Below are 23388 nucleotides of genomic sequence, written 5' to 3' on the forward strand. Positions count from 1 at the left end.
CCCCCTCACCCCAACCCTCTCCCTCAATGGAGAGGGGGCCGACTGTGCTGGCATTATTTTGTGGGGATCCCTCAGCCCACAGGGAGAGGGAAAAGTCATTAACGGCTCACCACTTTTAATAAAATCTCACCGTACACCGGCATCAGCGGATGGCGAATCAGCGCGACCAGCGCCACCACCGCCACACCCAGCGTCAGCGGGGCCAGCCACAAAAGACGAGTGCGCGGAAGATAGCGCGTCAGGCGATCGACGCTGGCTTTCGCGCTGCGCCACAGCCGCCAGCACAGCCACGCGGCCAGCCACAGCAGCAGCGCGGTGCCCAGCAGCAGCCACTTAAACTCACCGCTTTGCATGCCGTCAGGAATATCGATAGCCGCACCGGCCAGGATCCCCGGCAGGAAGTAGAACGGCGGCCAGAAGACGCAGCCGATGATGTTCGGCACCACAAACTTTGCGACGGGCAGATCCAGCATCCCCGCCACCATCGGCACCAGCGGACGCGTTGGCCCGACAAAGCGGCCCACGAGAATAGTAAACATGCTGTGCTGGTGCAGCGCATGCTCGGTTTTATCCAGCAAGGCTTTGTTCTTTTTCATGAACGACCAGCGGTGCAGCGGCTTCTTAAAGCGCCAGCCCAGCCAGAAGGAGATCCAGTCGCCCAGCAGGCAGCCGATAATCCCGGCCAGCCACGCCTGCCAGAAATTAACCTCGCCGCTGCCAATCAGCGCGCCAAGCCCCGCCATCATCACGGTGCCGGGCAGGATTAACCCCACGAGCGCCAGCGATTCCAGAAACGCCACCAGCGCCACGGCGATGAGCGAGTACATAACGGACTGGGTAATAAAGTGTTCCAGCAATGCCTGCATAACTATTCCGGTCAGAAAACGAATCAGCGATTCTGCTTAGCGCCCCGCACCGCGTCAAGGCAACAATTGTCTGAATAGTTTACAGGTTGCTTTCCGGGTTCACCTGTTTGTTTAGCTTTTTTTACCGTTTATTCACACCCGGCGCGGAATTCACTCGGGCTGGCGCCGGTGCATTTTTTAAATACGCGAGAAAAATAGAGCTGATCCTCAAAGCCCACGTTGCGCCCTACGGTGGCAATCGGCATTCGGGTGGTGCTGAGCAGCAGCTTCGCCTGGCTGATGCGCTGATCCTCGCGCCAGCTCAACACGCTGACGCCCAACTGCTGGCGAAACAGATGCGACAGCCGCGACGGCGACAGGCAGACGTGCTGGGCAACGCTGGCAATATCAAACTGGCTGTCGGCCAGGTGGTCGCTGATGTACTGGCAGGCGTCGCGCACGCGGTTATCCAGCGGCGGGTTAAGCGACGCGTTAATCGCCTCCATCCGTCGCAGCAGCAGCTGTTCAAGCAGGTTTATTGCCAGCAGCTCAGCGTAGCGACCACCGGCCTGCCCCGCCTCAATAATCTGCGCGAACAGCTCACGGAACTGCGCCAGATGTACCTCATCCGGGCGATAAAAACCGGTGTGCGCAAAAATAGCGGGCCACGTAAGCCACTCCTGCCAGTAGGCGCGCGGACGGAAGTAGACCCACTGGTGATACCACTCTTTGGCATCCGGATGACGGCCATAGTGATGGATCTCCCCCGGCGGGAACAGCAGGATATCGCCGGGGCGGCAGACGAACTGCTGGTCGCCATTCTTGATGATCCCCTCTCCGCGCACGGTCAGGTTGAGGATATACCCCTTCATGCCGAGCGGTCGGTCGACGTAAAAGTCGAGATATCCCTCAGCCTCAATAGGCGTCAGCCCCGCCACAAGGTGCGCGTTAAACGAGTATCCCGGCAGCAGGGGATCGTTTTGCGTTTCGGCCATAGATTCAGTTCTCCCAAGGGTCATGAAGGAAACCAATTGTCCATATCACTAAAAGCAGCTTAAAAATGGCCCGCGAAACGATCCAAAAAGCATCACGCCGCTTTTACGTCCGCCATGTTTCAGCCTTTACCCCTGATTTCTCCGCCAGAGCGGGCGGATGAGCAGTAACAAAAGTGTCTATAAGTGCGGCAGAAATGTCCACATTGAATATTTGCACGGCGTCACACTTTCCGTTGTAACAGCAATTTAATCCATAAGATTAGCGGATCCTGCCTGACGACTTTTGCCCCCAGTCTCTAATGTTCTTCCATACCTGTTTTTTCGATGGAGCAACACCATGGCAATTGCGATTGGCCTCGATTTTGGCAGCGATTCGGTTCGCGCGCTGGCAGTGGACTGTACCACTGGCCGGGAAATAGCAACCAGCGTTGAGTGGTACCCGCGCTGGCAAGAGGGGCGCTACTGCGATGCGCCAAACAACCAGTTCCGCCACCACCCGCGTGACTACATTGAGTCGATGGAAGCGGCGATCAAAACCGTTCTGGCAGAACTGACTGACGCCCAGCGGGCGGAAATTGTCGGGATTGGCGTCGACAGCACCGGCTCCACGCCTGCTCCGGTAGATGCCGAAGGCCACGTGCTGGCGCTGCGCCCGGAGTTTGCCGACAACCCGAACGCCATGTTCGTGCTGTGGAAAGACCATACCGCCGTGGAAGAGGCCGAAGCCATTACGCGCCTGTGCCATCAGCCGGGCAAAACCGACTACTCGCGCTACATCGGCGGAATTTACTCCAGCGAGTGGTTCTGGGCCAAGATTCTCCACGTCACCCGTGCCGACGCCGCCGTCGCGCAGGCTGCGGCATCGTGGATTGAGCTGTGCGACTGGGTGCCCGCCCTGCTCTCCGGCACGACCCGTCCGCAGGACATCCGCCGCGGTCGCTGCAGCGCCGGGCATAAATCCCTGTGGCATGAAAGCTGGGGCGGCCTGCCTCCGTCCGCGTTCTTCGATGAGCTCGACCCGATTATCAACAAGAGCCTGACCTATCCGCTGTTTACCGACACCTTCACCGCCGATATTCCGGTGGGCACGCTCTGCGAAGAGTGGGCAAAACGCCTCGGCCTGCCGCAGAACGTGGCCATCTCCGGCGGCGCGTTTGACTGCCATATGGGCGCCGTGGGCGCGGGCGCGCAGCCCAACACGCTGGTCAAAGTCATCGGAACGTCAACCTGCGACATCCTGACGGCGGATAAAGCCACCGTTGGCGAGCGCGCGGTAAAAGGCATCTGCGGCCAGGTTGACGGCAGCGTGGTGCCGGACTTCATCGGGCTGGAAGCCGGTCAGTCCGCATTTGGCGATATCTACGCCTGGTTTGGTCGCGTGCTGGGCTGGCCGCTGGATCGGCTGGCGGCAGCGCATCCTGAGCTGAAAACTCAGATCGCAGAGAGCAAAAAGCAGCTTCTGCCGCAGCTCACGGAAGCCTGGGCAAAAAACCCGTCTCTCGATCACCTGCCGGTGGTGCTGGACTGGTTCAACGGTCGCCGCACGCCGTTTGCCAACCAGCGCCTGAAAGGGGTTATTACTGATCTCAACCTGGCGACCGACGCCCCTGCGCTGTTCGGCGGCCTGATTGCCGCCACGGCCTTCGGCGCGCGCGCCATTATGGAGTGCTTCATCGAACAGGGTATCGACGTCAACAGCGTGATGGCGCTGGGCGGCATCGCCCGTAAAAACCCGGTGATCATGCAGGCCTGCTGCGATGTGCTGAACCGTCCGCTGCAGATTGTGGCCTCCGATCAGTGCTGCGCGCTGGGCGCGGCGATTTTCGCCGCCGTGGCCGCAGGCGTCCATGCGGATATCCCGACCGCGCAGCAGCATATGGCGAGCGCCGTCGAAAACACGCTCCAGCCGCGCGCCCAGCAGGCGCAACGCTTTGAACAGCTTTATCAGCGCTACCAGCAGTGGGCAAAAAGCGCTGAACTTCACTATCTCCCTGTCGCCGCCCCGGCCAAAAGCACCGCGGACACTACGGCAACCCTGACCCATTAAGGACACGATGATGACCATTTTTAATAACTATGAAGTGTGGTTTGTGATTGGCAGCCAGCATCTGTACGGACCGGAAGCGCTACAGCAGGTGACGAAACACGCGGAGCACGTCGTCAACGCGCTGAACGCGGAGGCCAAGCTGCCGTGCAAGCTGGTGCTGAAACCGCTGGGCACGACGCCGGACGAAATCACCCACATCTGCCGCGACGCCAGCTACGACGATAAATGCGCCGGTCTGGTGGTGTGGCTGCACACCTTCTCACCGGCCAAAATGTGGATCAACGGCCTGTCTATCCTCAACAAACCGCTGCTGCAGTTCCATACCCAGTTCAACGCCTCCCTGCCGTGGGACAGCATCGACATGGACTTTATGAACCTGAACCAGACCGCGCACGGCGGCCGCGAGTTCGGCTTCATAGGCGCGCGCATGCGTCAGCAGCACGCGGTGGTCACCGGCCACTGGCAGGATGGCAAGGCGCAACAGCGTATCGGCTCGTGGATGCGCCAGGCGGTATCAAAACAGGATACCCGCCACCTGAAGGTCGTGCGTTTCGGCGATAACATGCGTGAGGTGGCGGTCACCGACGGCGACAAAGTGGCCGCGCAGATTAAGTTCGGCTTCTCCGTCAATACCTGGGCGGTGGGCGATCTGGTGCAGGTGGTCAATGAAATCAGCGACGGCGACGTAAGCGCGCTGGTGGACGAGTACGAAAGCAGCTACCGCCTGACGCCTGCGGCGCAAATCAACGGAGACAAGCGCCAGAACGTGCTGGACGCGGCGCGTATCGAGCTGGGCATGAAGCGCTTCCTGCAACAGGGCGGCTTCCACGCCTTTACCACCACCTTTGAAGACCTCCACGGTCTGAAACAGCTGCCGGGTCTGGCGGTACAACGTCTGATGCAGCAGGGCTACGGCTTTGCGGGCGAAGGCGACTGGAAAACTGCCGCTCTGCTTCGCATCATGAAGGTGATGTCGACCGGTCTGCAGGGCGGCACCTCCTTTATGGAGGACTACACCTACCACTTCGAAAACGGCAATGACCTTGTGCTCGGCTCGCACATGCTGGAAGTGTGCCCGTCGATCGCCGTCGAAGAGAAGCCGATCCTTGACGTGCAGTACCTCGGCATCGGCGGTAAAGCCGATCCGGCGCGTCTGATCTTCAACACCCGCACGGGCCCGGCCATCAACGCCAGCCTGATCGATCTGGGCGATCGTTTCCGCCTGCTGGTGAACTGCGTCGATGCGGTTGAAACGCCGCACTCCCTGCCGAAACTGCCGGTCGCCAACGCCCTGTGGAAAGCACAGCCGGACCTGCCAACCGCGTCAGAAGCCTGGATCCTGGCCGGTGGCGCGCACCATACCGTCTTCAGCCACGCGCTGGATCTGAACGACATGCGCCAGTTCGCCGAGCTGCACGATATCGAACTGACCGTGATTGATAACGATACCCGCCTGCCCGCCTTCAAAGACGCGCTGCGCTGGAACGAAGTCTATTACGGTTCAAAACGCTAAGTACGAAATTCCCGGTGGCACTGCGTTTACCGGGCCTACAAAACCGTAGGCCGGATAAGCGAAGCGCCACCCGGCAAGGAGAACGTAATGCTCGAAGTTTTGAAGCAGCAGGTGCTTGACGCCAACCTGGCCCTGCCTAAACACAACCTCGTTACACTTACCTGGGGCAACGTCAGCGCCGTCGACCGCGAAAAAGGCGTGTTCGTGATTAAGCCTTCAGGCGTGGATTACGCGGTGATGACGGCGGACGATATGGTGGTGGTCAGCATCGAAACGGGTGAAGTGGTGGAAGGGAACAAAAAGCCGTCGTCCGATACGCCGACTCACCGCCTGCTGTATCAGGCATTCCCGACCATCGGCGGCATTGTGCATACCCATTCCCGCCATGCCACCATCTGGGCGCAGGCGGGCCAGCCCATTCCGGCCACGGGTACCACCCACGCGGATTACTTTTACGGCACCATTCCCTGCACGCGCCTGATGACCGATGCGGAAATCAACGGCGAGTATGAGTGGGAAACCGGCAACGTGATTGTCGAAACCTTCGAAAAACAGGGTATCGACGCGGCGCAAATGCCCGGCGTGCTGGTACACTCCCACGGCCCGTTTGCCTGGGGGAAAAACGCGGAGGATGCGGTACATAACGCCATCGTGCTGGAAGAGGTTGCCTATATGGGGATCTTCTGTCGCCAGCTCGCGCCGCAGCTGCCGGATATGCAGCGAACCCTGCTGGATAAGCATTACCTGCGCAAGCACGGTGCAAAGGCATATTACGGGCAGTAAATCATTGCCCGGTGGCGCTGCGCTTACCGGGCCTACGATCGCTGTAGGCCGGATAAGCGCAGCGCCACCGGCAAAACAGGCACTGTATAAAACCCCAGCAAACCCACCTCAACCAGGCTATAATCAGGCCTGGTTTTGTTTTATGGGATAACGGCGTGACGCAGGCGCAAGAAGGTTTTTTACTGACCCGACACTGGCGGGATACGCCTCAGGGCACCGAGGTTGCGTTCTGGCTGGCGACGGACAACGGTCCGCTGCACGTCACGCTGCCGCCGCAGGAGTCCGTGGCGTTTATCCCTGAAGCGCACGTCGAAAAAGTCAGACAGCTGCTGCGCGGCGAAAACGGCTGGCGCATAACGCCCCTTGAGCTGAAAGATTTCCACCGACAGCCGGTTTACGGCCTCTACTGCCGCGCCCATCGTCAGCTGATGCGCTATGAAAAACTGCTGCGCGAGGCGGGCGTGACGCTCTACGAAGCCGATATCCGCCCACCGGAGCGCTTTCTGATGGAGCGTTTTATCACCGCGCCCGTCTGGGTTGATGGCACAGGGCATAGCGGCAGCCTCGTTAACGCGCGCCTGAAGCCGAATCCGCACTATCGTCCACCGCTGAAGTGGGTCTCCCTGGATATTGAAACCACCCGCCATGGCGAGCTGTACTGCATTGGTCTGGAAGGCTGCGGCGATCGGGTTGTCTATATGCTCGGCCCGCCGAACGGCGATGCCACCGCGCTGGATTTCCGGCTTGAGTACGTCAACAGCCGCCCGCAGCTGCTGGAGAAGCTTAACCAGTGGTTTGCCGACTACGATCCCGACGTCCTGATTGGCTGGAACGTGGTGCAGTTTGACCTGCGCGTGCTGCAAAAGCACGCCGAGCGCTACCGCATTCCGCTGATGCTCGGGCGCGGAAACAGCGAGCTGGAATGGCGCGAACACGGCTTCAAGAACGGCGTCTTCTTCGCCCAGGCCAATGGCCGCCTGATTATCGACGGCATCGAGGCGCTGAAGTCCGCCTTCTGGAACTTCTCGTCATTCTCCCTCGAAGCGGTCGCCCAGGAGCTGCTTGGCGAAGGCAAATCCATCGACAATCCCTGGGACCGAATGGACGAGATCGACCGGCGCTTTAACCAGGATAAGCCCGCGCTCGCCACCTATAACCTGAAAGACTGCGAGCTGGTCACGCAGATATTCCACAAAACCGAGATCATGCCGTTCCTGCTGGAGCGCGCGACGGTGAACGGCCTCGCGGTCGACAGGCACGGCGGCTCGGTTGCCGCATTTAGCCACCTCTATTTTCCGCGAATGCACCGGGCAGGCTACGTCGCACCCAACCTCGGGGACGTGCCGCCGCAGGCGAGCCCCGGCGGTTACGTCATGGATTCGCGTCCAGGGTTGTACGACTCGGTACTGGTCCTGGACTACAAAAGCCTGTACCCGTCGATTATCCGCACCTTCCTGATCGATCCCGTCGGGCTGGTTGAGGGCATGGCCCAGCCGGATGATGAGCACAGCACCGAAGGCTTCCTCGGCGCACGCTTCTCGCGGGAAAAACACTGCCTGCCTGACATTGTGGGCAGCATCTGGCACGGCCGCGACGAGGCCAAACGCCACGGCAACAAGCCGCTCTCGCAGGCGCTGAAAATCATCATGAACGCCTTCTACGGCGTGCTGGGCACCAGCGCCTGCCGCTTCTTTGACCCCCGTCTCGCCTCCTCGATCACCATGCGCGGGCACGAGATCATGCGCCAGACCAAAGCGCTGATTGAATCCCGGGGCTATGACGTCATCTACGGCGACACCGACTCCACCTTTGTGTGGCTTAAGGGCGCGCATTCAGAAGACGACGCCGCGCAAATCGGCAAAGCGCTGGTCGCCTTCGTAAACGACTGGTGGCAGGCACATTTGCAAAAAGAGCGGTTAACCAGCGCGCTGGAGCTGGAATTTGAAACCCATTTCGCCCGCTTTTTAATGCCCACCATTCGCGGTACCGATCAGGGCAGCAAGAAGCGCTACGCCGGGCTGATTCAGGAAGGCGACGCGCAGCGGATGGTTTTTAAAGGGCTGGAGACGGTGCGCACCGACTGGACCCCGCTGGCGCAGCAGTTCCAGCAGACGCTCTATCTGCGGGTGTTCCGCAATGAGCCCTATCAGGACTACGTGCGCGAGACGATAGCCAGCCTGATGGCGGGCGAACTGGATAACCAGCTGGTCTACCGCAAGCGCCTGCGCCGCCCGCTGGCGGAATATCAGCGCAACGTACCTCCCCACGTGCGCGCCGCGCGCCTGGCGGATGAAGAGAACGTGAAGCGCGGCCGCGCGCCGCAGTACCAGAACCGGGGAACCATCAAATACGTCTGGACAACTAACGGCCCTGAACCTGTGGATTATCAGCACTCACCGCTCGATTACGAACACTATCTGACGCGTCAGCTTCAGCCGGTCGCCGACGGAATTTTGCCCTTCATCGACGACGACTTTGCTACACTGGTTACAGGGCAACTTGGCCTATTTTGACGCGTGACGAAATGGCTGCCATCCAGTACCATAGCGCCCTTTCCATTCCCGGACCCATTTTTCGATGACCGTCTTTATTTGACGGGGGTCGAACTATTGCCTGCAATTTAAGATTAGAGCCGAACAACTATGCCTTTTACACTTGGTCAACGCTGGATCAGCGATACAGAAAGCGAACTTGGATTAGGAACCGTCGTTGCCGTCGATGCGCGCATGGTTACCCTCCTCTTCCCTGCCACCGGTGAAAACCGCCTGTACGCTCGCAATGACTCCCCTGTAACCCGCGTGATGTTTAATCCGGGTGACACCGTGACCAGCCATGACGGCTGGCAGCTCAAGATTGAAGACGTAAAAGAAGAGAATGGACTGCTCGCCTATATCGGCACTCGTCTGGACACCGACGAGGCCAATGTCATCCTGCGTGAGGTGCTGCTCGACAGCAAGCTGGTGTTCAGCAAGCCGCAGGACCGCCTGTTTGCCGGGCAAATCGACCGTATGGATCGTTTCTCCCTGCGCTATCGCGCGCGCAAGTTCCAGAGTGAACAGTACCGCATGCCGTGGAGCGGCCTGCGCGGCCAGCGCACCAGCCTGATCCCCCACCAGCTGAACATCGCCCATGACGTGGGCCGCCGCCACGCGCCGCGCGTGCTGCTGGCCGATGAAGTCGGCCTGGGTAAAACCATCGAAGCGGGCATGATCCTGCATCAACAGCTGCTTTCCGGCGCCGCCGAGCGCGTGCTGATCGTGGTGCCAGAAACCCTGCAGCACCAGTGGCTGGTTGAGATGCTGCGCCGCTTCAACCTGCGTTTCTCTCTCTTCGACGACGAACGCTACGCCGAAGCGCAGCACGATGCGGACAACCCGTTTGAAACCGAACAGCTGGTCATTTGCTCCCTGGACTTCGTGCGCCGCAGCAAGCAGCGTCTTGAGCACCTGTGCGATGCCGAGTGGGACATTATGGTCGTTGACGAAGCGCACCACCTGGTCTGGAGCGAAGACGCGCCAAGCCGCGAATACCTGGCGATCGAGCAGCTTGCCGAGCACGTCCCGGGCGTCCTGCTGCTGACCGCAACGCCGGAGCAGCTGGGCCTCGAAAGCCACTTCGCCCGCCTGCGCCTGCTCGATCCAAACCGTTTCCACGACTTTGCGCAGTTTGTGGAAGAACAGAATAACTACCGTCCGGTCGCGGACGCCGTCGCCATGCTGCTGGCGGGCAAGCGTCTCTCTAATGACGAACTCAACACCCTGAGCGAGCTGATCGGCGAGCAGGATATCGAGCCGCTTTTACAGGCCGCGAACAGCGACAGCGACAACGCGGGATCCGCGCGTAAAGAGCTGATCGACATGCTGATGGATCGCCACGGCACCAGCCGCGTGCTGTTCCGTAACACCCGCAACGGCGTGAAAGGTTTCCCGAAACGCGAGCTGCACACCATCAAGCTGCCGCTGCCGACGCAGTATCAGACGGCAATCAAGGTCTCCGGCATTATGGGCGCGCGCAAAACCCAGGAAGAGCGCGCCCGCGACATGCTCTACCCGGAACAAATCTACCAGGAATTTGAAGGCGATACCGGCACCTGGTGGAACTTTGACCCGCGCGTGGAGTGGCTGATGGGCTACCTGACCGCGCACCGCTCCCAGAAGGTGCTGGTGATCTGCGCCAAAGCGGCCACCGCGCTGCAGTTGGAGCAGGTTCTGCGCGAGCGTGAAGGCATTCGCGCCGCCGTGTTCCACGAGGGCATGTCCATCGTGGAACGCGACCGCGCCGCGGCGTGGTTTGCGGAAGAGGACAGCGGCGCACAGGTGCTGCTGTGTTCGGAAATCGGCTCTGAAGGCCGTAACTTCCAGTTCGCCAGCAACCTGGTGATGTTCGACCTGCCGTTTAACCCGGATCTGCTGGAGCAGCGTATCGGCCGTCTGGACCGTATCGGCCAGGCGCATGATATTCAGATCCACGTGCCATATCTGGAAAAAACCGCCCAGTCCGTGCTGGTGCGCTGGTTCCACGAAGGTCTGGACGCGTTTGAACATACCTGCCCGACGGGCCGCACCATTTACGACCAGGTGCATGGGGATCTGATCGGCTACCTGGCCGCGCCGGAAAACACCGACGGCTTTGACGATCTGATCAAGTCCTGCCGCGAGAAGCACGACGCGCTGAAAGCGCAGCTGGAGCAGGGCCGCGACCGCCTGCTGGAAATTCACTCCAACGGCGGTGAAAAAGCGCAGGCGCTGGCTGAAAGCATTGAAGAGCAGGACGATGACACCAGCCTGATTAGCTTCTCCATGAACCTGTTCGACATCGTCGGCATCAATCAGGACGACCGCGGCGAGAACCTGATTGTTCTGACCCCGTCCGATCACATGCTGGTGCCGGATTTCCCGGGCCTGCCGGAAGATGGCTGCACCATCACCTTCGAGCGTGACGTGGCGCTGTCCCGCGAAGATGCGCAGTTCATCACCTGGGAACACCCGCTGATCCGCAACGGCCTGGACCTGATCCTCTCCGGCGATACCGGCAGCAGCACCATCTCCCTGCTGAAGAACAAGGCGCTGCCGGTGGGCACGCTGCTGGTGGAGCTGATTTACGTGGTGGAAGCGCAGGCGCCGAAACAGCTGCAGCTTACCCGCTTCCTGCCGCCAACGCCGGTGCGTCTGCTGCTGGATAAAAACGGTACCAACCTGGCAGGACAGGTTGAATTCGAAAGCTTCAACCGACAGCTGAGCGCGGTAAACCGCCACACGGGCAGCAAGCTGGTGAACGCCGTACAGCAGGACGTGCACGCCATTCTGCAGCTGGGCGAAACCCAGATTGAGAAAGCGGCCAGAGCGCTGATTGACGCCGCACGCGCGGAAGCCGACGAGAAACTGTCTGCCGAGCAGTCCCGTCTGGAAGCGTTAAAAGCCGTCAACCCGAACATCCGTGACGACGAGCTGACGGCGATTGAAAGCAACCGTCAGCAGGTGCTGGAAAGCCTGAATCAGGCAAGCTGGCGTCTGGATGCCCTGCGTCTTATCGTTGTGACGCATCAGTAAACGGAGCGCAAGATGGTGATGGAGCCTTACAATCCGCCGCAGGATCCCTGGCTGGTCATTCTGTACCAGGATGAACACATTATGGTGGTCAACAAGCCGAGCGGCCTGCTGTCCGTGCCGGGGCGTCTGGACGAGCACAAAGACAGCGTGATGACGCGCATTCAGCGCGATTATCCGCAGGCGGAGTCCGTCCATCGCCTGGATATGGCCACCAGCGGCGTGATTGTGGTGGCGCTGAATAAGGCCGCGGAACGCGAGTTAAAGCGCCAGTTCCGCGAGCGCGAGCCGAAAAAACAGTACGTCGCCCGCGTCTGGGGTCACCCGGCGCAGGCGGAAGGGCTGGTGGATTTACCGCTGATCTGCGACTGGCCGAACCGGCCAAAGCAGAAGGTGTGTTATGAAACCGGCAAGGCCGCGCAGACCGAATATGAAGTGCTGGAGTACGCGCCGGATAACACCGCCCGCGTCCTGCTTAAGCCGATTACCGGACGTTCACACCAGCTGCGCGTGCATATGCTTGCCTTAGGTCACCCGATTCTGGGCGACCGGTTTTACGCGCCGCCGGAAGCGCTGGCGCTAGCGCCACGTCTGCAGCTGCACGCCCAGACGCTCACCATCACCCATCCGGCCTTCGGCAACGCGATGACGTTTAAAGCCCCGGTGGACTTCTAAAAAAGCCCGAAAAAAAGCCCGACGTCGTCGGGCTTTTTCTTATTTGAAACCTTTCTTCTCTTTAATCAGCTCGTACGCCTTCTGGATTTCCTGCGCTTTTTGCTTCGCCATCTCCATCATTTCCGGCGGTAAGCCTTTCGCGACCAGCTTATCCGGATGGTGCTCGCTCATCAGCTTACGATAGGCGCGTTTGATGGTGGTCTGATCGTCAGACGGCTTAACGCCAAGCACGTTGCAGGCATCCTCCAGCGTCGGGCCACGCTGCGCCTGCTGCCAGGCGCCGCCGGACGACTGCTGGTGGTACCCGCCGCCAAACTGTGCCCCGCCCTGCATCATGCGCAGGAACTGGTCGAACTGCATGCGGGAGATGCCCAGCTCTTCCGCAATCACGTACAGGACATCACGTTCATTCGGATGCAGTGAACCGTCGGCAAACGCCGCCTGGATTTGAATTTCCAGAAACATCCGAATTAAATCAAAACGCCCGAAGCAGATGCTGCGGAACTGACGCATTTTTTCGCGAAGCGGATAGTTATCCGCTTTACCGATGCGAAACGCATTTTGCGCTGCCAGACGGGAGTCGCCGTGCAGGTTCATGCGATCCATAAAGACGCTGGCAATCTGAATATCGGCTTCCGTGACGCGCCCTTTGGATTTGGTTAAGTGCCCCATGACCTCAAAGGTGGTGGAGAAAAAGAGTGACTGACGCTCGCGCTGATTGGCAAACCAGGCCATTTTGCGGCTGCGCGCCTTGTCAAACATATGGCCGATAATAAGCCCAAGCACAATTCCCCAGAACCCGGCACCCATGATGATGGCGAACGCAACGCCGATTATTTTACCCCAATACTGCATATACTCCCCGGATAGTCATATTCCTGGCCGACGCAACGTCATCATCACTGTGTTCAAGTCACGGTCAATTGAAGGACATCGCCTATAATTTGCTTTATCATACTCGTCATTCGATAGCGAGCCTAACACTCTGGCACGCAAACGGGCAGGATTAACGCTGGTACTGCGCAGATGAGTAAGATAGTCTCTGAGCGTTTGTAAGCCGTAGCCACTGATGACGGAACAATAAAATACAACGTATGAAAAAACGTATCCCCACCCTCCTGGCCACAATGATTGGCACCGCCCTGTACAGTCAACAGGGGCTGGCGGCCGATCTCGCCTCGCAATGTATGCTTGGCGTCCCAAGTTATAATCGCCCACTGGTGAGTGGCGATACAAATAGCTTGCCGGTAACCATTACTGCCGACAGTTCCAAAGGGACTTACCCTGACAATGCCACGTTTACGGGCAATGTGGATATTAACCAGGGCAATAGCCGTCTGCAGGCAGATGAAGTGCAGTTGCACCAGAAGCAGCCGGAAGGCGCGGCCGAGCCGGTACGCACGGTGGATGCGCTGGGTAATGTGCACTATGACGACAATCAGGTCATCCTGAAAGGTCCGAAAGCGTGGTCAAACCTGAATACGAAAGATACTAACGTCTGGGAAGGTGATTACCAGATGGTGGGTCGCCAGGGTCGCGGTGACGCAGACCTGATGAAACAGCGCGGCGAAAACCGCTATACGATCCTGGAAAACGGTACGTTCACGTCATGTCTGCCGGGTTCAAATACCTGGAGCGTGGTCGGGAGCGAGGTTATCCATGACCGCGAAGAACAGGTCGCGGAGATCTGGAACGCCCGCTTCAAGCTGGGTCCGGTTCCCATTTTCTACAGCCCTTATCTGCAGCTTCCCGTGGGTGACAAACGTCGCTCGGGCTTCCTGATCCCTAACGCCAAATACAGCACCACGAACTACTTTGAGTTCTACCTGCCGTATTACTGGAACATCGCGCCCAACATGGATGCGACGATCACGCCGCACTATATCCACAAGCGCGGCAACGTCATGTGGGAGAACGAGTTCCGCTATCTGACCCACGCCGGTGCTGGCCTGATGGAGCTGGATTATCTGCCGTCGGATAAAGTCTTCCAGGACGAACATCCGACCGAAGGCGATAAGCACCGCTGGCTATTCTACTGGCAGCATGCCGGGGTGATGGATCAGGTGTGGCGCTTTAACGTTGACTATACCAAGGTTAGCGATTCGTCTTATTTTAATGACTTCTCGTCGAAATACGGCTCGAGTACGGATGGCTATGCCACGCAGAAATTCAGCGTAGGCTATGCGTTACAAAACTTTGATGCAACGGTCTCGACCAAGCAATTCCAGGTGTTTTCTGACCAAACGGCGAGTACCTATGGCGCCGAGCCGCAGCTGGACGTTAACTGGTACCAGAATGATGTGGGTCCATTCGACACCCATGTGTACGCTCAGGCGGTGCATTTCGTTAACACAGATTCGGACATGCCTGAAGCCACGCGTGTTCACCTCGAGCCGACGATCAATCTACCGTGGTCCAACGATTGGGCAAGTCTGGATACCGAAGCCAAGCTGATGGCGACTCACTATCAGCAAAAAAATATCGATAATTACAACGCAACTAACAATGCTCATCTGGAAGAGTCGGTCAACCGGACGCTCCCTCAGTTTAAAATGGATGGCAAGCTGATCTTTGAGCGTGATATGGCCTTGTTGGCCGATGGCTATACCCAGACGCTGGAGCCACGTATGCAGTACCTGTACGTGCCTTATCGCGATCAGAGCAACATCAATAACTACGACTCCTCATTACTGCAGTCTGACTACAGCGGCCTGTTCCGCGACCGTACCTACGGTGGCCTTGACCGCATCGCTTCAGCGAACCAGGTAACGACCGGGGTCACAACACGCGTATATGATGATGCCGCCGTTGAACGTTTTAACGTTTCTGTTGGTCAAATCTACTATTTCACCGAGTCTCGCACGGGCGATGACAATATCAAGTGGGAGAAAGATAACAAGACAGGTTCGCTGATTTGGGCTGGCGACACCTACTGGCGTATGACCGATCGTTGGGGCCTGCGCGGCGGCGTGCAATATGATACCCGTCTCGACAATATCGCCAACAGCACGGCAGCCATTGAGTACCGCCGGGATGAAGATCGTATGGTGCAGTTGACCTATCGTTATGCCAGCCCGGAATATATTCAGGCGACGTTACCGAACTACGGTACTGCAGAGCAGTATAAAGACGGTATTTCGCAGGTGGGTGGTGCAGCAAGCTGGCCAATCGCCGACAGGTGGTCAATCGTGGGCGCGTACTACTTCGACACCAACGCCAATAAAGCTGCTGACCAGATGGTAGGTCTGCAATATAACTCCTGCTGTTACGCGCTGCGTGTCGGTTACGAACGTAAGCTTAACGGCTGGAACACTGAAAACAATCAGAGCAAATACGATAACGTGATTGGCTTTAACTTCGAGCTACGCGGCCTGAGTTCCAACTACGGTCTGGGTACCCAGAAAATGCTGCGCTCGAATATTCTGCCGTACAGTAGCGCCTTGTAATGTGCTTGATTTGCAACGTAATCCGCTTTGCGGTTAATTGAAATGGAAAAAGTATGAAGAACTGGAAAACGCTGCTGCTCGGTGTCGCTATGGTTGCGAATACCAGCTTCGCGGCCCCCCAGGTTGTTGATAAAGTCGCTGCTGTGGTTAACAACGGCGTCGTGCTTGAAAGTGACGTTGACGGTCTGATGAAATCGGTGAAGCTTAATTCGGGCGAAGCCGGTCAACAGCTTCCGGATGACGCCACGCTGCGCCACCAGATCCTGGAGCGCCTGATCATGGATCAGATCGTTCTGCAGATGGGGCAGAAAATGGGTGTGAAGGTCACTGACGAGCAGCTCGATCAGGCGATCGCTAACATCGCGAAGCAGAACAATATGTCTTTAGATCAGATGCGCAGCCGTCTGGCCTATGACGGCATCAGCTACGCCACCTACCGTAACCAGATCCGTAAAGAGATGCTGATTTCGGAAGTGCGTAACAACGAAGTACGTCGCCGCGTCACCATCCTGCCTCAGGAGGTGGACGCGCTGGCAAAACAGGTGGGTAACCAGAACGATGCGAGCACAGAGCTGAACCTGAGCCACATTCTGATCCCACTGCCAGAGAACCCAACGTCCGATCAGGCTGCGGAAGCAGAAAGCCAGGCGCGTTCGATTGTCGAACAGGCGCGTAACGGCGGCGACTTTGGCAAGCTGGCCATCACCTACTCCGCAGACCAACAGGCGCTGAAAGGCGGTCAGATGGGCTGGGGACGTATTCAGGAGCTGCCATCCATCTTTGCCCAGGCGCTGAGCACGGCGAAGAAAGGGGATATCGTCGGCCCTATCCGTTCAGGCGTGGGCTTCCACATTCTGAAGGTGAACGACCTGCGTGGCCAGAGCCAAAATATTTCCGTCACTGAGGTTCACGCTCGCCACATTCTTCTGAAACCGTCACCGATCATGACTGACGATCAGGCACGTGCGAAGCTGGAACAGATTGCTGCGGACATTAAGAGCGGTAAAACCTCCTTTGCGAAGGCGGCAAAAGAGTTCTCTCAGGATCCAGGCTCTGCTAACCAGGGCGGCGATCTGGGCTGGGCCGCTGCGGATATTTACGATCCTGCCTTCCGCGACGCGTTGATGAAGCTGAACAAAGGCCAGATCAGCACGCCGGTTCACTCTTCATTTGGCTGGCACCTGATCGAGCTGATGGACACCCGTAACGTGGATAAAACGGATGCGGCTCAGAAAGACAGAGCCTACCGTATGCTGTTCAACCGTAAGTTCTCTGAAGAAGCAGCTACCTGGATGCAGGAACAACGCGCCAGTGCTTACGTGAAAATTCTGAGCAACTAATGAAACAGCATCGTGTTGTTATCACGCCCGGCGAACCCGCCGGGATTGGGCCTGACCTCGTTGTCCAGCTCGCCCAGCGCAGCTGGCCGGTGGAACTGGTGGTCTGCGCCGATGCAACACTGTTACAGGACCGGGCAGCATTGCTCGGTCTGCCTTTAACGCTCATCCCTTACGTTGAAGGTCAACAGCCTGCACCGCAGCAAGCCGGTACGCTTACTCTTCTCTCCGTTCCCCTTCGCAGGCCGGTTATTCCGGGCCAGCTCAGCACGGAAAACGGTCACTATGTCGTTGAAACCCTTGCGCGCGCCTGCGACGGTTGCCTGAAGGGCGAATTTGCCGCCCTGATCACCGGCCCGGTCCACAAAGGCGTTATCAACGAAGCGGGCATACCGTTTACCGGGCATACGGAGTTCTTCGAGGAGCGCTCGCACAGCCCGAAAGTGGTGATGATGCTGGCGACGGAGGCGATGCGCGTTGCGCTGGTGACTACCCATCTGCCGATCAAAGCCATTCCTGATGCGATTACTCCTGAACTCCTGCGTGAGATCATCGGGATCTTGCATCACGACCTGCAGACAAAATTTGGCATCCCGCAGCCGCACGTGCTGGTGTGTGGCCTCAATCCGCACGCCGGTGAGGGTGGGCACATGGGCACCGAAGAGATCGACACCATCATTCCGGTGCTCAACGAAATGCGGGCGAAGGGGATGAACCTCAGCGGGCCGCTGCCTGCGGATACCCTTTTCCAGCCAAAATACCTGGATAATGCCGACGCCGTGCTCGCGATGTACCACGATCAGGGCCTGCCCGTGCTAAAATACCAGGGCTTTGGCCGCGGGGTGAATATCACCCTCGGTTTACCCTTTATTCGAACGTCCGTTGACCACGGAACTGCGCTGGATCTGGCAGGCCTGGGGAAAGCGGATGTCGGCAGTTTTATTACGGCGCTTAATCTCGCCATCAAAATGATTGTTAATACTCAATGACTAATCGAGTCCATCAGGGCCACTTAGCCCGTAAACGTTTCGGGCAAAACTTCCTTAACGATCAGTTCGTGATCGAAAGCATTGTCTCGGCTATTAATCCGCAAAAAGGTCAGGCGATGGTCGAGATCGGCCCGGGCCTTGCCGCGCTGACCGAGCCGGTCGGCGAACGCCTCGACCAGCTGACCGTCATCGAACTGGACCGCGATCTGGCCGCACGCCTGCAAACGCATCCGTTCCTCGGGCCGAAGCTGACCATCTATCAGCAGGATGCCATGACCATGAACTTTGGCGAACTGTCGGAAAAAATGGGTCAGCCGCTGCGCGTCTTCGGCAACCTGCCGTACAACATCTCCACGCCGCTCATGTTCCACCTGTTTAGCTATACTGATGCCATTGCCGACATGCACTTCATGTTGCAAAAAGAGGTGGTTAACCGTCTGGTTGCAGGCCCGAACAGTAAAGCGTATGGTCGTTTAAGCGTGATGGCGCAGTATTACTGCAACGTGATCCCGGTACTCGAAGTTCCGCCATCCGCCTTTACACCGCCACCGAAAGTGGATTCAGCGGTTGTGCGCCTTGTGCCGCACAAAACGAAACCGTACCCGGTTAAAGACCTGCGCGTGCTCAGCCGCATCACCACGGAGGCCTTTAACCAGCGCCGTAAAACGATCCGTAACAGCCTGAGCAATTCGTTTACCGTTGAGGTGTTAGCCGAGCTGGGGATCGACCCGGCAATGCGTGCGGAGAACATTTCCGTAGAGCAGTACTGCAAGCTGGCTAATTATATCAGCGATAATGCGCCGCCGAAGGAGAGTTAAGCCATGATTGATTCGCCCCGCGTCTGTGTCCATGTACAAAGCGTCTATGTTGAATCCCAGTCCTCCCCGGACGAAGAACGTTTTGTTTTCGCTTACACCGTGACCATTCGCAATCTGGGGCGGACGCCGGTGCAGCTGCGCGGGCGCTACTGGCTTATCACCAACGGCAATGGCCGCGAAATCGAAGTACAGGGCGAAGGTGTGGTCGGTGAACAGCCCCACATCGCCCCTGGTGAAGAGTATCAGTACACCAGCGGCGCGGTGATTGAAACGCCGATGGGTACCATGCAAGGCCATTATGAAATGGTCGACGTCGATGGCAATGGCTTCCGCGTTGCCATTCCCGTGTTCCGTCTCGCCGTAACCACACTTATTCATTAATCTAATGTCTACATATCTGATTGGCGACGTTCACGGCTGCTACGATGAACTGATCGCATTGTTAAAACAGGTCGACTTTACGCCAGGACAGGACACGCTCTGGCTGACGGGCGATTTAGTCGCGCGTGGCCCCGGCTCTCTTGAAGTATTACGTTTCGTCAAATCGCTGGGCGACAGCGTGCGCATGGTGCTGGGTAATCACGATCTGCATCTGCTGGCGGTATTCGCCGGGATCAGCCGCAACAAACCTAAAGATCGCCTCACCCCACTGCTGGATGCGCCGGACGCGGACGATCTGATTAACTGGCTGCGCCGTCAGCCCCTGCTGCAGGTCGACGAAGAGAAAAAGCTGGTCATGGCGCATGCCGGGATCACCCCACAATGGGATCTTGAGACGGCGAAAACCTGCGCGCGTGACGTTGAGGCGGTGCTGGCGAGCGACTCGTATCCTTTCTTCCTGGATGCCATGTACGGCGATATGCCAAACCACTGGAGCGAGGAGCTTAGCGGTCTGGCTCGTCTGCGCTTTATCACCAACGCCTTCACCCGCATGCGTTTCTGCTTCCCGAACGGACAGCTGGACATGTATTCCAAAGAGACGCCGGAAAGCGCGCCCGCTCCGCTGAAGCCGTGGTTTGCCATTCCGGGACCGGTGACCAGCGAGTACAGCGTGGTATTTGGCCACTGGGCGGCACTGGAAGGAAAAGGAACGCCGGAAGGGATTTACGGTCTGGATACCGGATGCTGCTGGGGCGGAGAGTTAACCTGCTTACGCTGGGAAGATAAAGCGTACTTTGTGCAGCCATCCAACCGACAGCTGAACTCAGGAGAAAACGAGGCCGTTGCCTCCTGACTATTGCCCCTCCCCCCGACCGCACCGAATAGTCCCCTCTCCCCTCTGGGGAGAGGGTTAGGGTGAGGGGGATATCACTTAACGACGTTCCAGAATCTCGAAGCAGTAGCTGTGGGAGTTTTGTGCATCCGCGTCGTGGAACTCGCTGAATACCGATTCCCACTCGTCCGGATCGTAGTCCGGGAAATGGGTATCCCCTTCAACTTCGGCATCAATGTGGGTCAGATACAGCTTCTGCGCTTTTGGCAGGAACTGCTCGTACACGCGGCCACCGCCAATCACCATGATCTCTTCGGCATTGCCGCATGCAGCAATCGCTTCGTCGACCGATTTCACCCATTCGACGCGATCGTCAGTGCCCGGCTGGCTACTGATAACGATATTCTTACGGCCCGGCAATGGACGACCAATCGACTCCCAGGTCAGGCGGCCCATCACTACCGGCTTGTTTAACGTAGTACGTTTAAACCATGCGAGATCGGCAGGCAGGTTCCACGGCATGGCATTTTCCATACCGATAACGCGGTCCACCGCCAGCGCTGCAATCAGACTGATCATTGAAAATTTCCCGGATGCAAAAAATTGCCGCCACTATACGGAAAGCTTAATCTTTCGTCGACTGGCGGCAGAGTAAAGATAAAGAAATTTTTTAATATTGCTGGCAACTCCGCTTCACGCGGAAGGTTTACTCTCCGGTTCGTCAGAAGGGTCCCCGGTATGCTTGCCCTCTTCCGTGCCCTGCCAGCCGTGACGCTGGATCAGCGACAGGTGATTGCGATCCTCATTGATGATTTCCGTCAGCATCGCGCTGGTGCGTTTAAACACCGCCGCTCGCTCGGTGGCCGTACTGCCCGCCATCGCCGCCATCTCTTCCACCATCTCGGTATTAAAGCGGCGGAACAGGTCCGCCCGTTCGCGCGCTTCATACGCGCCGAGCCCCAGGTTTTCCAGCGCCATGCGGCCAGACTTCAGCGCGCCTTCGAAGGTTTCACGCTCGGGAGATTCGACGCCCGCCTGCCTGAGGCGGATATAGTGATCCACATCGCGCGCGCGGGAAATGATGGTCAAACTCGGGAAATGTTCTTTCGCCATTTCCACCATCTGCAGGCTGGTCTCCGGATCGTCAATGGCGTTGATCAGCACCTCGGCTTTCGCCGCTCCGGCGGATTCCAGCAGGTCGACGCGGGTCGCATCGCCGTAAAACACCTTCATATCGAATTTACGCAGGGTATCAACATGGTCGGGATCGTGATCGAGGATGACCATCTTCACCCCGCTGGACAGCAGCAGACGGCCTACGATCTGTCCGTAGCGGCCAAATCCGGCAATGATCACGCGCGGCTGCTCTTCGTCAATCTCATCGGCTTCACGCTCCTGCTCGCTGCCCGATTTTTCCAGACGCGTCAGCACCACCAGCAGGACGGGCGTCGCCGCCATCGACAGCGCGACCGCCAGCGTCAGCGCTTTCGCCCACTCGGGATCGAGGACGTTTGCCATTTGCGCCGCGCCAAAGACCACGAACGCAAATTCGCTTCCCTGCCCCAGCAGAACCGCAAACCAGCTGCGCTGCCTGTTCGGCACCTTCAGCGGACGCGCAATCAGCCACAGCATCGCCATTTTAATGACCAGGAAGCCGACGAGCAGAATGACGATCCGCAGCGGGTGCGTCACCAGCGTGCCGAAGTCGACGGACATCCCCACGCCGATGAAAAACAGCCCCAGCAGCAAGCCTTTGAACGGCTCAATATCGCTTTCCAGCGCGTGACGGTATTCAGAGCTCGCCAGCAGAACGCCTGCAAGGAACGCCCCCATCGCCATCGACAGCCCGGCCTCCTCCAGCAGCAGACCGAAGCCAAATACCAGGAACAGCGCCACGGCGCTGAACACTTCGCGCAGGCCAGAACGGGCAACAAACCGCAGCAGCGGGCGGGTCACGTAGCGGCCAAGCAGCACCACCAGCGCCAGCGCGCCCGCCACCTTCAGGGCCGACAGCGCAAAAGCGCCCAGCGTGGTAGAGGAACCGCTGGCCGCCAGCAGCGGGATCATGGCCACCAGCGGAATAGCGGCAATGTCCTGGAACAGCAGCACCGAGAACGCGCTGCGCCCCATCTGGGAAACGGTCAGATTGCGCTCGTTCATCGCCTGCATGGCAATGGCCGTTGAGGAGAGCGCCAGCGTCATGCCGATCAGCTCCGCCACTTTCCAGTCCATGCCCAGCAGGATACAGAACCCGCCCAGCAGCAGGCCGCAGGCCACCATCTGCAGCGCCCCGCCGCCAAATACCGAGGCGCGAAGCTTCCACAACCGCTGCGGGTCAAGCTCCAGACCAATCACAAAGAGCATCAGCACCACGCCGATTTCAGCGAAATGGAGTATCGCCTCGGCATCGGTGACCAGCCGGAAGCCCCACGGCCCAATCACGCAGCCCGCAATCAGGTAGCCGAGCACGGAACCCAGCCCCAGACGCACCGCCACGGGAACAATCAGCGCCGCCGCGCCGAGGTAAATCAGCGCCTGTATCAGCGTATGGCTATCCATGGTGCGCCTCCTGCCACTCAAGTAAGCGTTGTTTGTAATGGCGAGCCTGCGCCTGCAGCGTTTCATCGTCGCAAACAAAGGTGCAGTGCATGGCAAAAGGCGGGAGCCAGTTCAGCCCACAATAGAGCGCAGTCGCCTGCAGCGGCTGAGCCAGGACGTCAAACCCCGGGAAAGAACCAATATCAAAGTGGCTTTCCCCTCCGCCAGTGGTGACTGCCCACAACAGGCTTTTCCCTTTAAGCGCATTGCCGTTATGACCATACGCCCAGCCGTGAGAGAAGACTTTATCGATCCACAGCTTTAGCAGCGGAGGCGTACTGTACCACTGCATGGGATGCTGCCAGACGATCAGATCGGCACGGGAAAGCGCCTCCTGTTCGGCGGCGATATCAATATTAAAATCGGGATAGAGTTGATAGAGGGAACGTATCTCTACGTTATCAAGCGTCCTTACCTGCTCAAGCATCCGCTTATTCGCATGCGAGTGCTGCGGATAAGGATGGGCGTAAATTATCAGAATCATTGATTAGCCTGTTGTTACTGCTTTCTTTTAACAAAAGAGTGTAGTCAGTAATTCAACAGGCTAATAGTGAATATTATTGACGGGCTTACGTCAGAATTC

The 23388-nt window shown here is 58.2% G+C and carries 18 protein-coding genes; 12 read left to right on the forward strand and 6 right to left on the reverse strand.

Translation table 11 applies throughout. From position 1 onward, the window contains the following. Window positions 1-98: 98 nt before the first annotated feature. Window positions 99-866 (reverse strand): DedA family protein, encoded by a 768-nt coding sequence (locus tag ACMWKK_RS15780; RefSeq protein ID WP_045327682.1) that lies wholly within the window; start codon window positions 864-866, stop codon window positions 99-101. A gap of 128 nt (window positions 867-994) precedes the next feature. Then, complete coding sequence (gene araC, locus ACMWKK_RS15785; RefSeq protein WP_045327681.1) at window positions 995-1840, reverse strand: arabinose operon transcriptional regulator AraC; 846 nt, start codon at window positions 1838-1840, stop codon at window positions 995-997. Between the two features lie 337 nt (window positions 1841-2177). Between araC and araB the strand changes: the two genes are divergently transcribed. From araB to rluA, 6 genes are all read left to right on the forward strand, one after another. Beyond that, window positions 2178-3887, forward strand: a complete 1710-nt coding sequence (araB, locus tag ACMWKK_RS15790; RefSeq protein ID WP_112781636.1) for a ribulokinase — start codon at window positions 2178-2180, stop codon at window positions 3885-3887. A gap of 10 nt (window positions 3888-3897) precedes the next feature. Further along, window positions 3898-5400: an L-arabinose isomerase gene (araA, locus tag ACMWKK_RS15795; RefSeq protein ID WP_112781635.1), complete on the forward strand. Its 1503-nt coding sequence runs from the start codon at window positions 3898-3900 to the stop codon at window positions 5398-5400. Window positions 5401-5487: 87 nt separating this feature from the next. Beyond that, window positions 5488-6183 carry an L-ribulose-5-phosphate 4-epimerase gene (gene araD, locus ACMWKK_RS15800; protein WP_161656296.1) on the forward strand — a complete coding sequence of 232 codons (696 nt, stop codon included), beginning with the start codon at window positions 5488-5490 and terminating at the stop codon, window positions 6181-6183. 155 nt (window positions 6184-6338) lie between these two features. Then, window positions 6339-8696: a DNA polymerase II gene (gene polB, locus ACMWKK_RS15805; protein ID WP_112781633.1), complete on the forward strand. Its 2358-nt coding sequence runs from the start codon at window positions 6339-6341 to the stop codon at window positions 8694-8696. 129 nt (window positions 8697-8825) lie between these two features. After that, window positions 8826-11732 (forward strand): RNA polymerase-associated protein RapA, encoded by a 2907-nt coding sequence (gene rapA, locus ACMWKK_RS15810; protein WP_112781632.1) that lies wholly within the window; start codon window positions 8826-8828, stop codon window positions 11730-11732. A 12-nt stretch (window positions 11733-11744) separates the two neighbouring features. After that, window positions 11745-12404, forward strand: coding sequence for a bifunctional tRNA pseudouridine(32) synthase/23S rRNA pseudouridine(746) synthase RluA (gene rluA / locus ACMWKK_RS15815; RefSeq protein ID WP_008502014.1), 660 nt, complete (start codon window positions 11745-11747; stop codon window positions 12402-12404). A 39-nt stretch (window positions 12405-12443) separates the two neighbouring features. Here rluA and djlA read toward each other — a convergent pair whose 3' ends face one another. After that, window positions 12444-13259 carry a co-chaperone DjlA gene (gene djlA / locus ACMWKK_RS15820; protein WP_045327669.1) on the reverse strand — a complete coding sequence of 272 codons (816 nt, stop codon included), beginning with the start codon at window positions 13257-13259 and terminating at the stop codon, window positions 12444-12446. A gap of 239 nt (window positions 13260-13498) precedes the next feature. Between djlA and lptD the strand changes: the two genes are divergently transcribed. Genes lptD through apaH form a run of 6 tightly spaced genes read left to right on the forward strand, consistent with a single transcriptional unit; the run spans window position 13499 to window position 20228 of the window. Next, on the forward strand, window positions 13499-15850 hold the full coding sequence (gene lptD, locus ACMWKK_RS15825) for an LPS assembly protein LptD (protein WP_112781631.1): 2352 nt from the start codon (window positions 13499-13501) through the stop codon (window positions 15848-15850). Between the two features lie 53 nt (window positions 15851-15903). Next, a complete protein-coding gene (gene surA / locus ACMWKK_RS15830; protein WP_045327665.1) occupies window positions 15904-17190 on the forward strand; it encodes a peptidylprolyl isomerase SurA in 1287 nt (428 codons plus the stop codon). After that, window positions 17190-18176 carry a 4-hydroxythreonine-4-phosphate dehydrogenase PdxA gene (gene pdxA, locus ACMWKK_RS15835; protein WP_112781630.1) on the forward strand — a complete coding sequence of 329 codons (987 nt, stop codon included), beginning with the start codon at window positions 17190-17192 and terminating at the stop codon, window positions 18174-18176. The genes surA and pdxA overlap by 1 nt, the downstream gene beginning before the upstream one ends. Then, complete coding sequence (rsmA, locus tag ACMWKK_RS15840) at window positions 18173-18994, forward strand: 16S rRNA (adenine(1518)-N(6)/adenine(1519)-N(6))-dimethyltransferase RsmA (protein ID WP_045327661.1); 822 nt, start codon at window positions 18173-18175, stop codon at window positions 18992-18994. The genes pdxA and rsmA overlap by 4 nt, the downstream gene beginning before the upstream one ends. 3 nt (window positions 18995-18997) lie before the next feature. Then, window positions 18998-19375, forward strand: coding sequence for a Co2+/Mg2+ efflux protein ApaG (apaG, locus tag ACMWKK_RS15845; RefSeq protein WP_032644031.1), 378 nt, complete (start codon window positions 18998-19000; stop codon window positions 19373-19375). Between the two features lie 4 nt (window positions 19376-19379). Beyond that, entirely contained in the window at window positions 19380-20228 is an 849-nt protein-coding gene (gene apaH, locus ACMWKK_RS15850) for a bis(5'-nucleosyl)-tetraphosphatase (symmetrical) ApaH (RefSeq protein WP_045327655.1), read from the forward strand. A 78-nt stretch (window positions 20229-20306) separates the two neighbouring features. Here apaH and folA read toward each other — a convergent pair whose 3' ends face one another. From folA to kefF, 3 genes are all read right to left on the reverse strand, one after another. Further along, entirely contained in the window at window positions 20307-20786 is a 480-nt protein-coding gene (gene folA, locus ACMWKK_RS15855; protein WP_008502023.1) for a type 3 dihydrofolate reductase, read from the reverse strand. Between the two features lie 114 nt (window positions 20787-20900). Continuing rightward, the gene (gene kefC, locus ACMWKK_RS15860) at window positions 20901-22766 is read right to left on the reverse strand and encodes a glutathione-regulated potassium-efflux system protein KefC (protein WP_045327652.1); all 1866 of its coding nucleotides are present in this window, start codon (window positions 22764-22766) and stop codon (window positions 20901-20903) included. Continuing rightward, the gene (gene kefF / locus ACMWKK_RS15865; RefSeq protein ID WP_112781629.1) at window positions 22759-23289 is read right to left on the reverse strand and encodes a glutathione-regulated potassium-efflux system oxidoreductase KefF; all 531 of its coding nucleotides are present in this window, start codon (window positions 23287-23289) and stop codon (window positions 22759-22761) included. Before kefF ends, kefC begins: the two co-directional genes overlap by 8 nt. Window positions 23290-23388: the final 99 nt, after the last annotated feature.

It is taken from the genome of Enterobacter sp. 01-M-03-SI-ECC (assembly GCF_047530215.1).
Classification (GTDB): domain Bacteria; phylum Pseudomonadota; class Gammaproteobacteria; order Enterobacterales; family Enterobacteriaceae; genus Enterobacter; species Enterobacter chengduensis.

Bases quoted from the DNA above. Each gene is read 5' to 3' on its own strand.
- djlA (WP_045327669.1), bottom strand. From the start codon at position 13,259: ATGCAGTATTGGGGTAAAATAATCGGCGTTGCGTTCGCCATCATCATG.
- rluA (WP_008502014.1), top strand. From the start codon at position 11,745: ATGGTGATGGAGCCTTACAATCCGCCGCAGGATCCCTGGCTGGTCATT.
- apaH (WP_045327655.1), top strand. From the start codon at position 19,380: ATGTCTACATATCTGATTGGCGACGTTCACGGCTGCTACGATGAACTG.
- araA (WP_112781635.1), top strand. From the start codon at position 3,898: ATGACCATTTTTAATAACTATGAAGTGTGGTTTGTGATTGGCAGCCAG.
- rsmA (WP_045327661.1), top strand. From the start codon at position 18,173: ATGACTAATCGAGTCCATCAGGGCCACTTAGCCCGTAAACGTTTCGGG.
- surA (WP_045327665.1), top strand. From the start codon at position 15,904: ATGAAGAACTGGAAAACGCTGCTGCTCGGTGTCGCTATGGTTGCGAAT.
- rapA (WP_112781632.1), top strand. From the start codon at position 8,826: ATGCCTTTTACACTTGGTCAACGCTGGATCAGCGATACAGAAAGCGAA.
- lptD (WP_112781631.1), top strand. From the start codon at position 13,499: ATGAAAAAACGTATCCCCACCCTCCTGGCCACAATGATTGGCACCGCC.
- folA (WP_008502023.1), bottom strand. From the start codon at position 20,786: ATGATCAGTCTGATTGCAGCGCTGGCGGTGGACCGCGTTATCGGTATG.
- apaG (WP_032644031.1), top strand. From the start codon at position 18,998: ATGATTGATTCGCCCCGCGTCTGTGTCCATGTACAAAGCGTCTATGTT.
- kefC (WP_045327652.1), bottom strand. From the start codon at position 22,766: ATGGATAGCCATACGCTGATACAGGCGCTGATTTACCTCGGCGCGGCG.
- ACMWKK_RS15780 (WP_045327682.1), bottom strand. From the start codon at position 866: ATGCAGGCATTGCTGGAACACTTTATTACCCAGTCCGTTATGTACTCG.
- kefF (WP_112781629.1), bottom strand. From the start codon at position 23,289: ATGATTCTGATAATTTACGCCCATCCTTATCCGCAGCACTCGCATGCG.
- araB (WP_112781636.1), top strand. From the start codon at position 2,178: ATGGCAATTGCGATTGGCCTCGATTTTGGCAGCGATTCGGTTCGCGCG.
- araC (WP_045327681.1), bottom strand. From the start codon at position 1,840: ATGGCCGAAACGCAAAACGATCCCCTGCTGCCGGGATACTCGTTTAAC.
- pdxA (WP_112781630.1), top strand. From the start codon at position 17,190: ATGAAACAGCATCGTGTTGTTATCACGCCCGGCGAACCCGCCGGGATT.
- araD (WP_161656296.1), top strand. From the start codon at position 5,488: ATGCTCGAAGTTTTGAAGCAGCAGGTGCTTGACGCCAACCTGGCCCTG.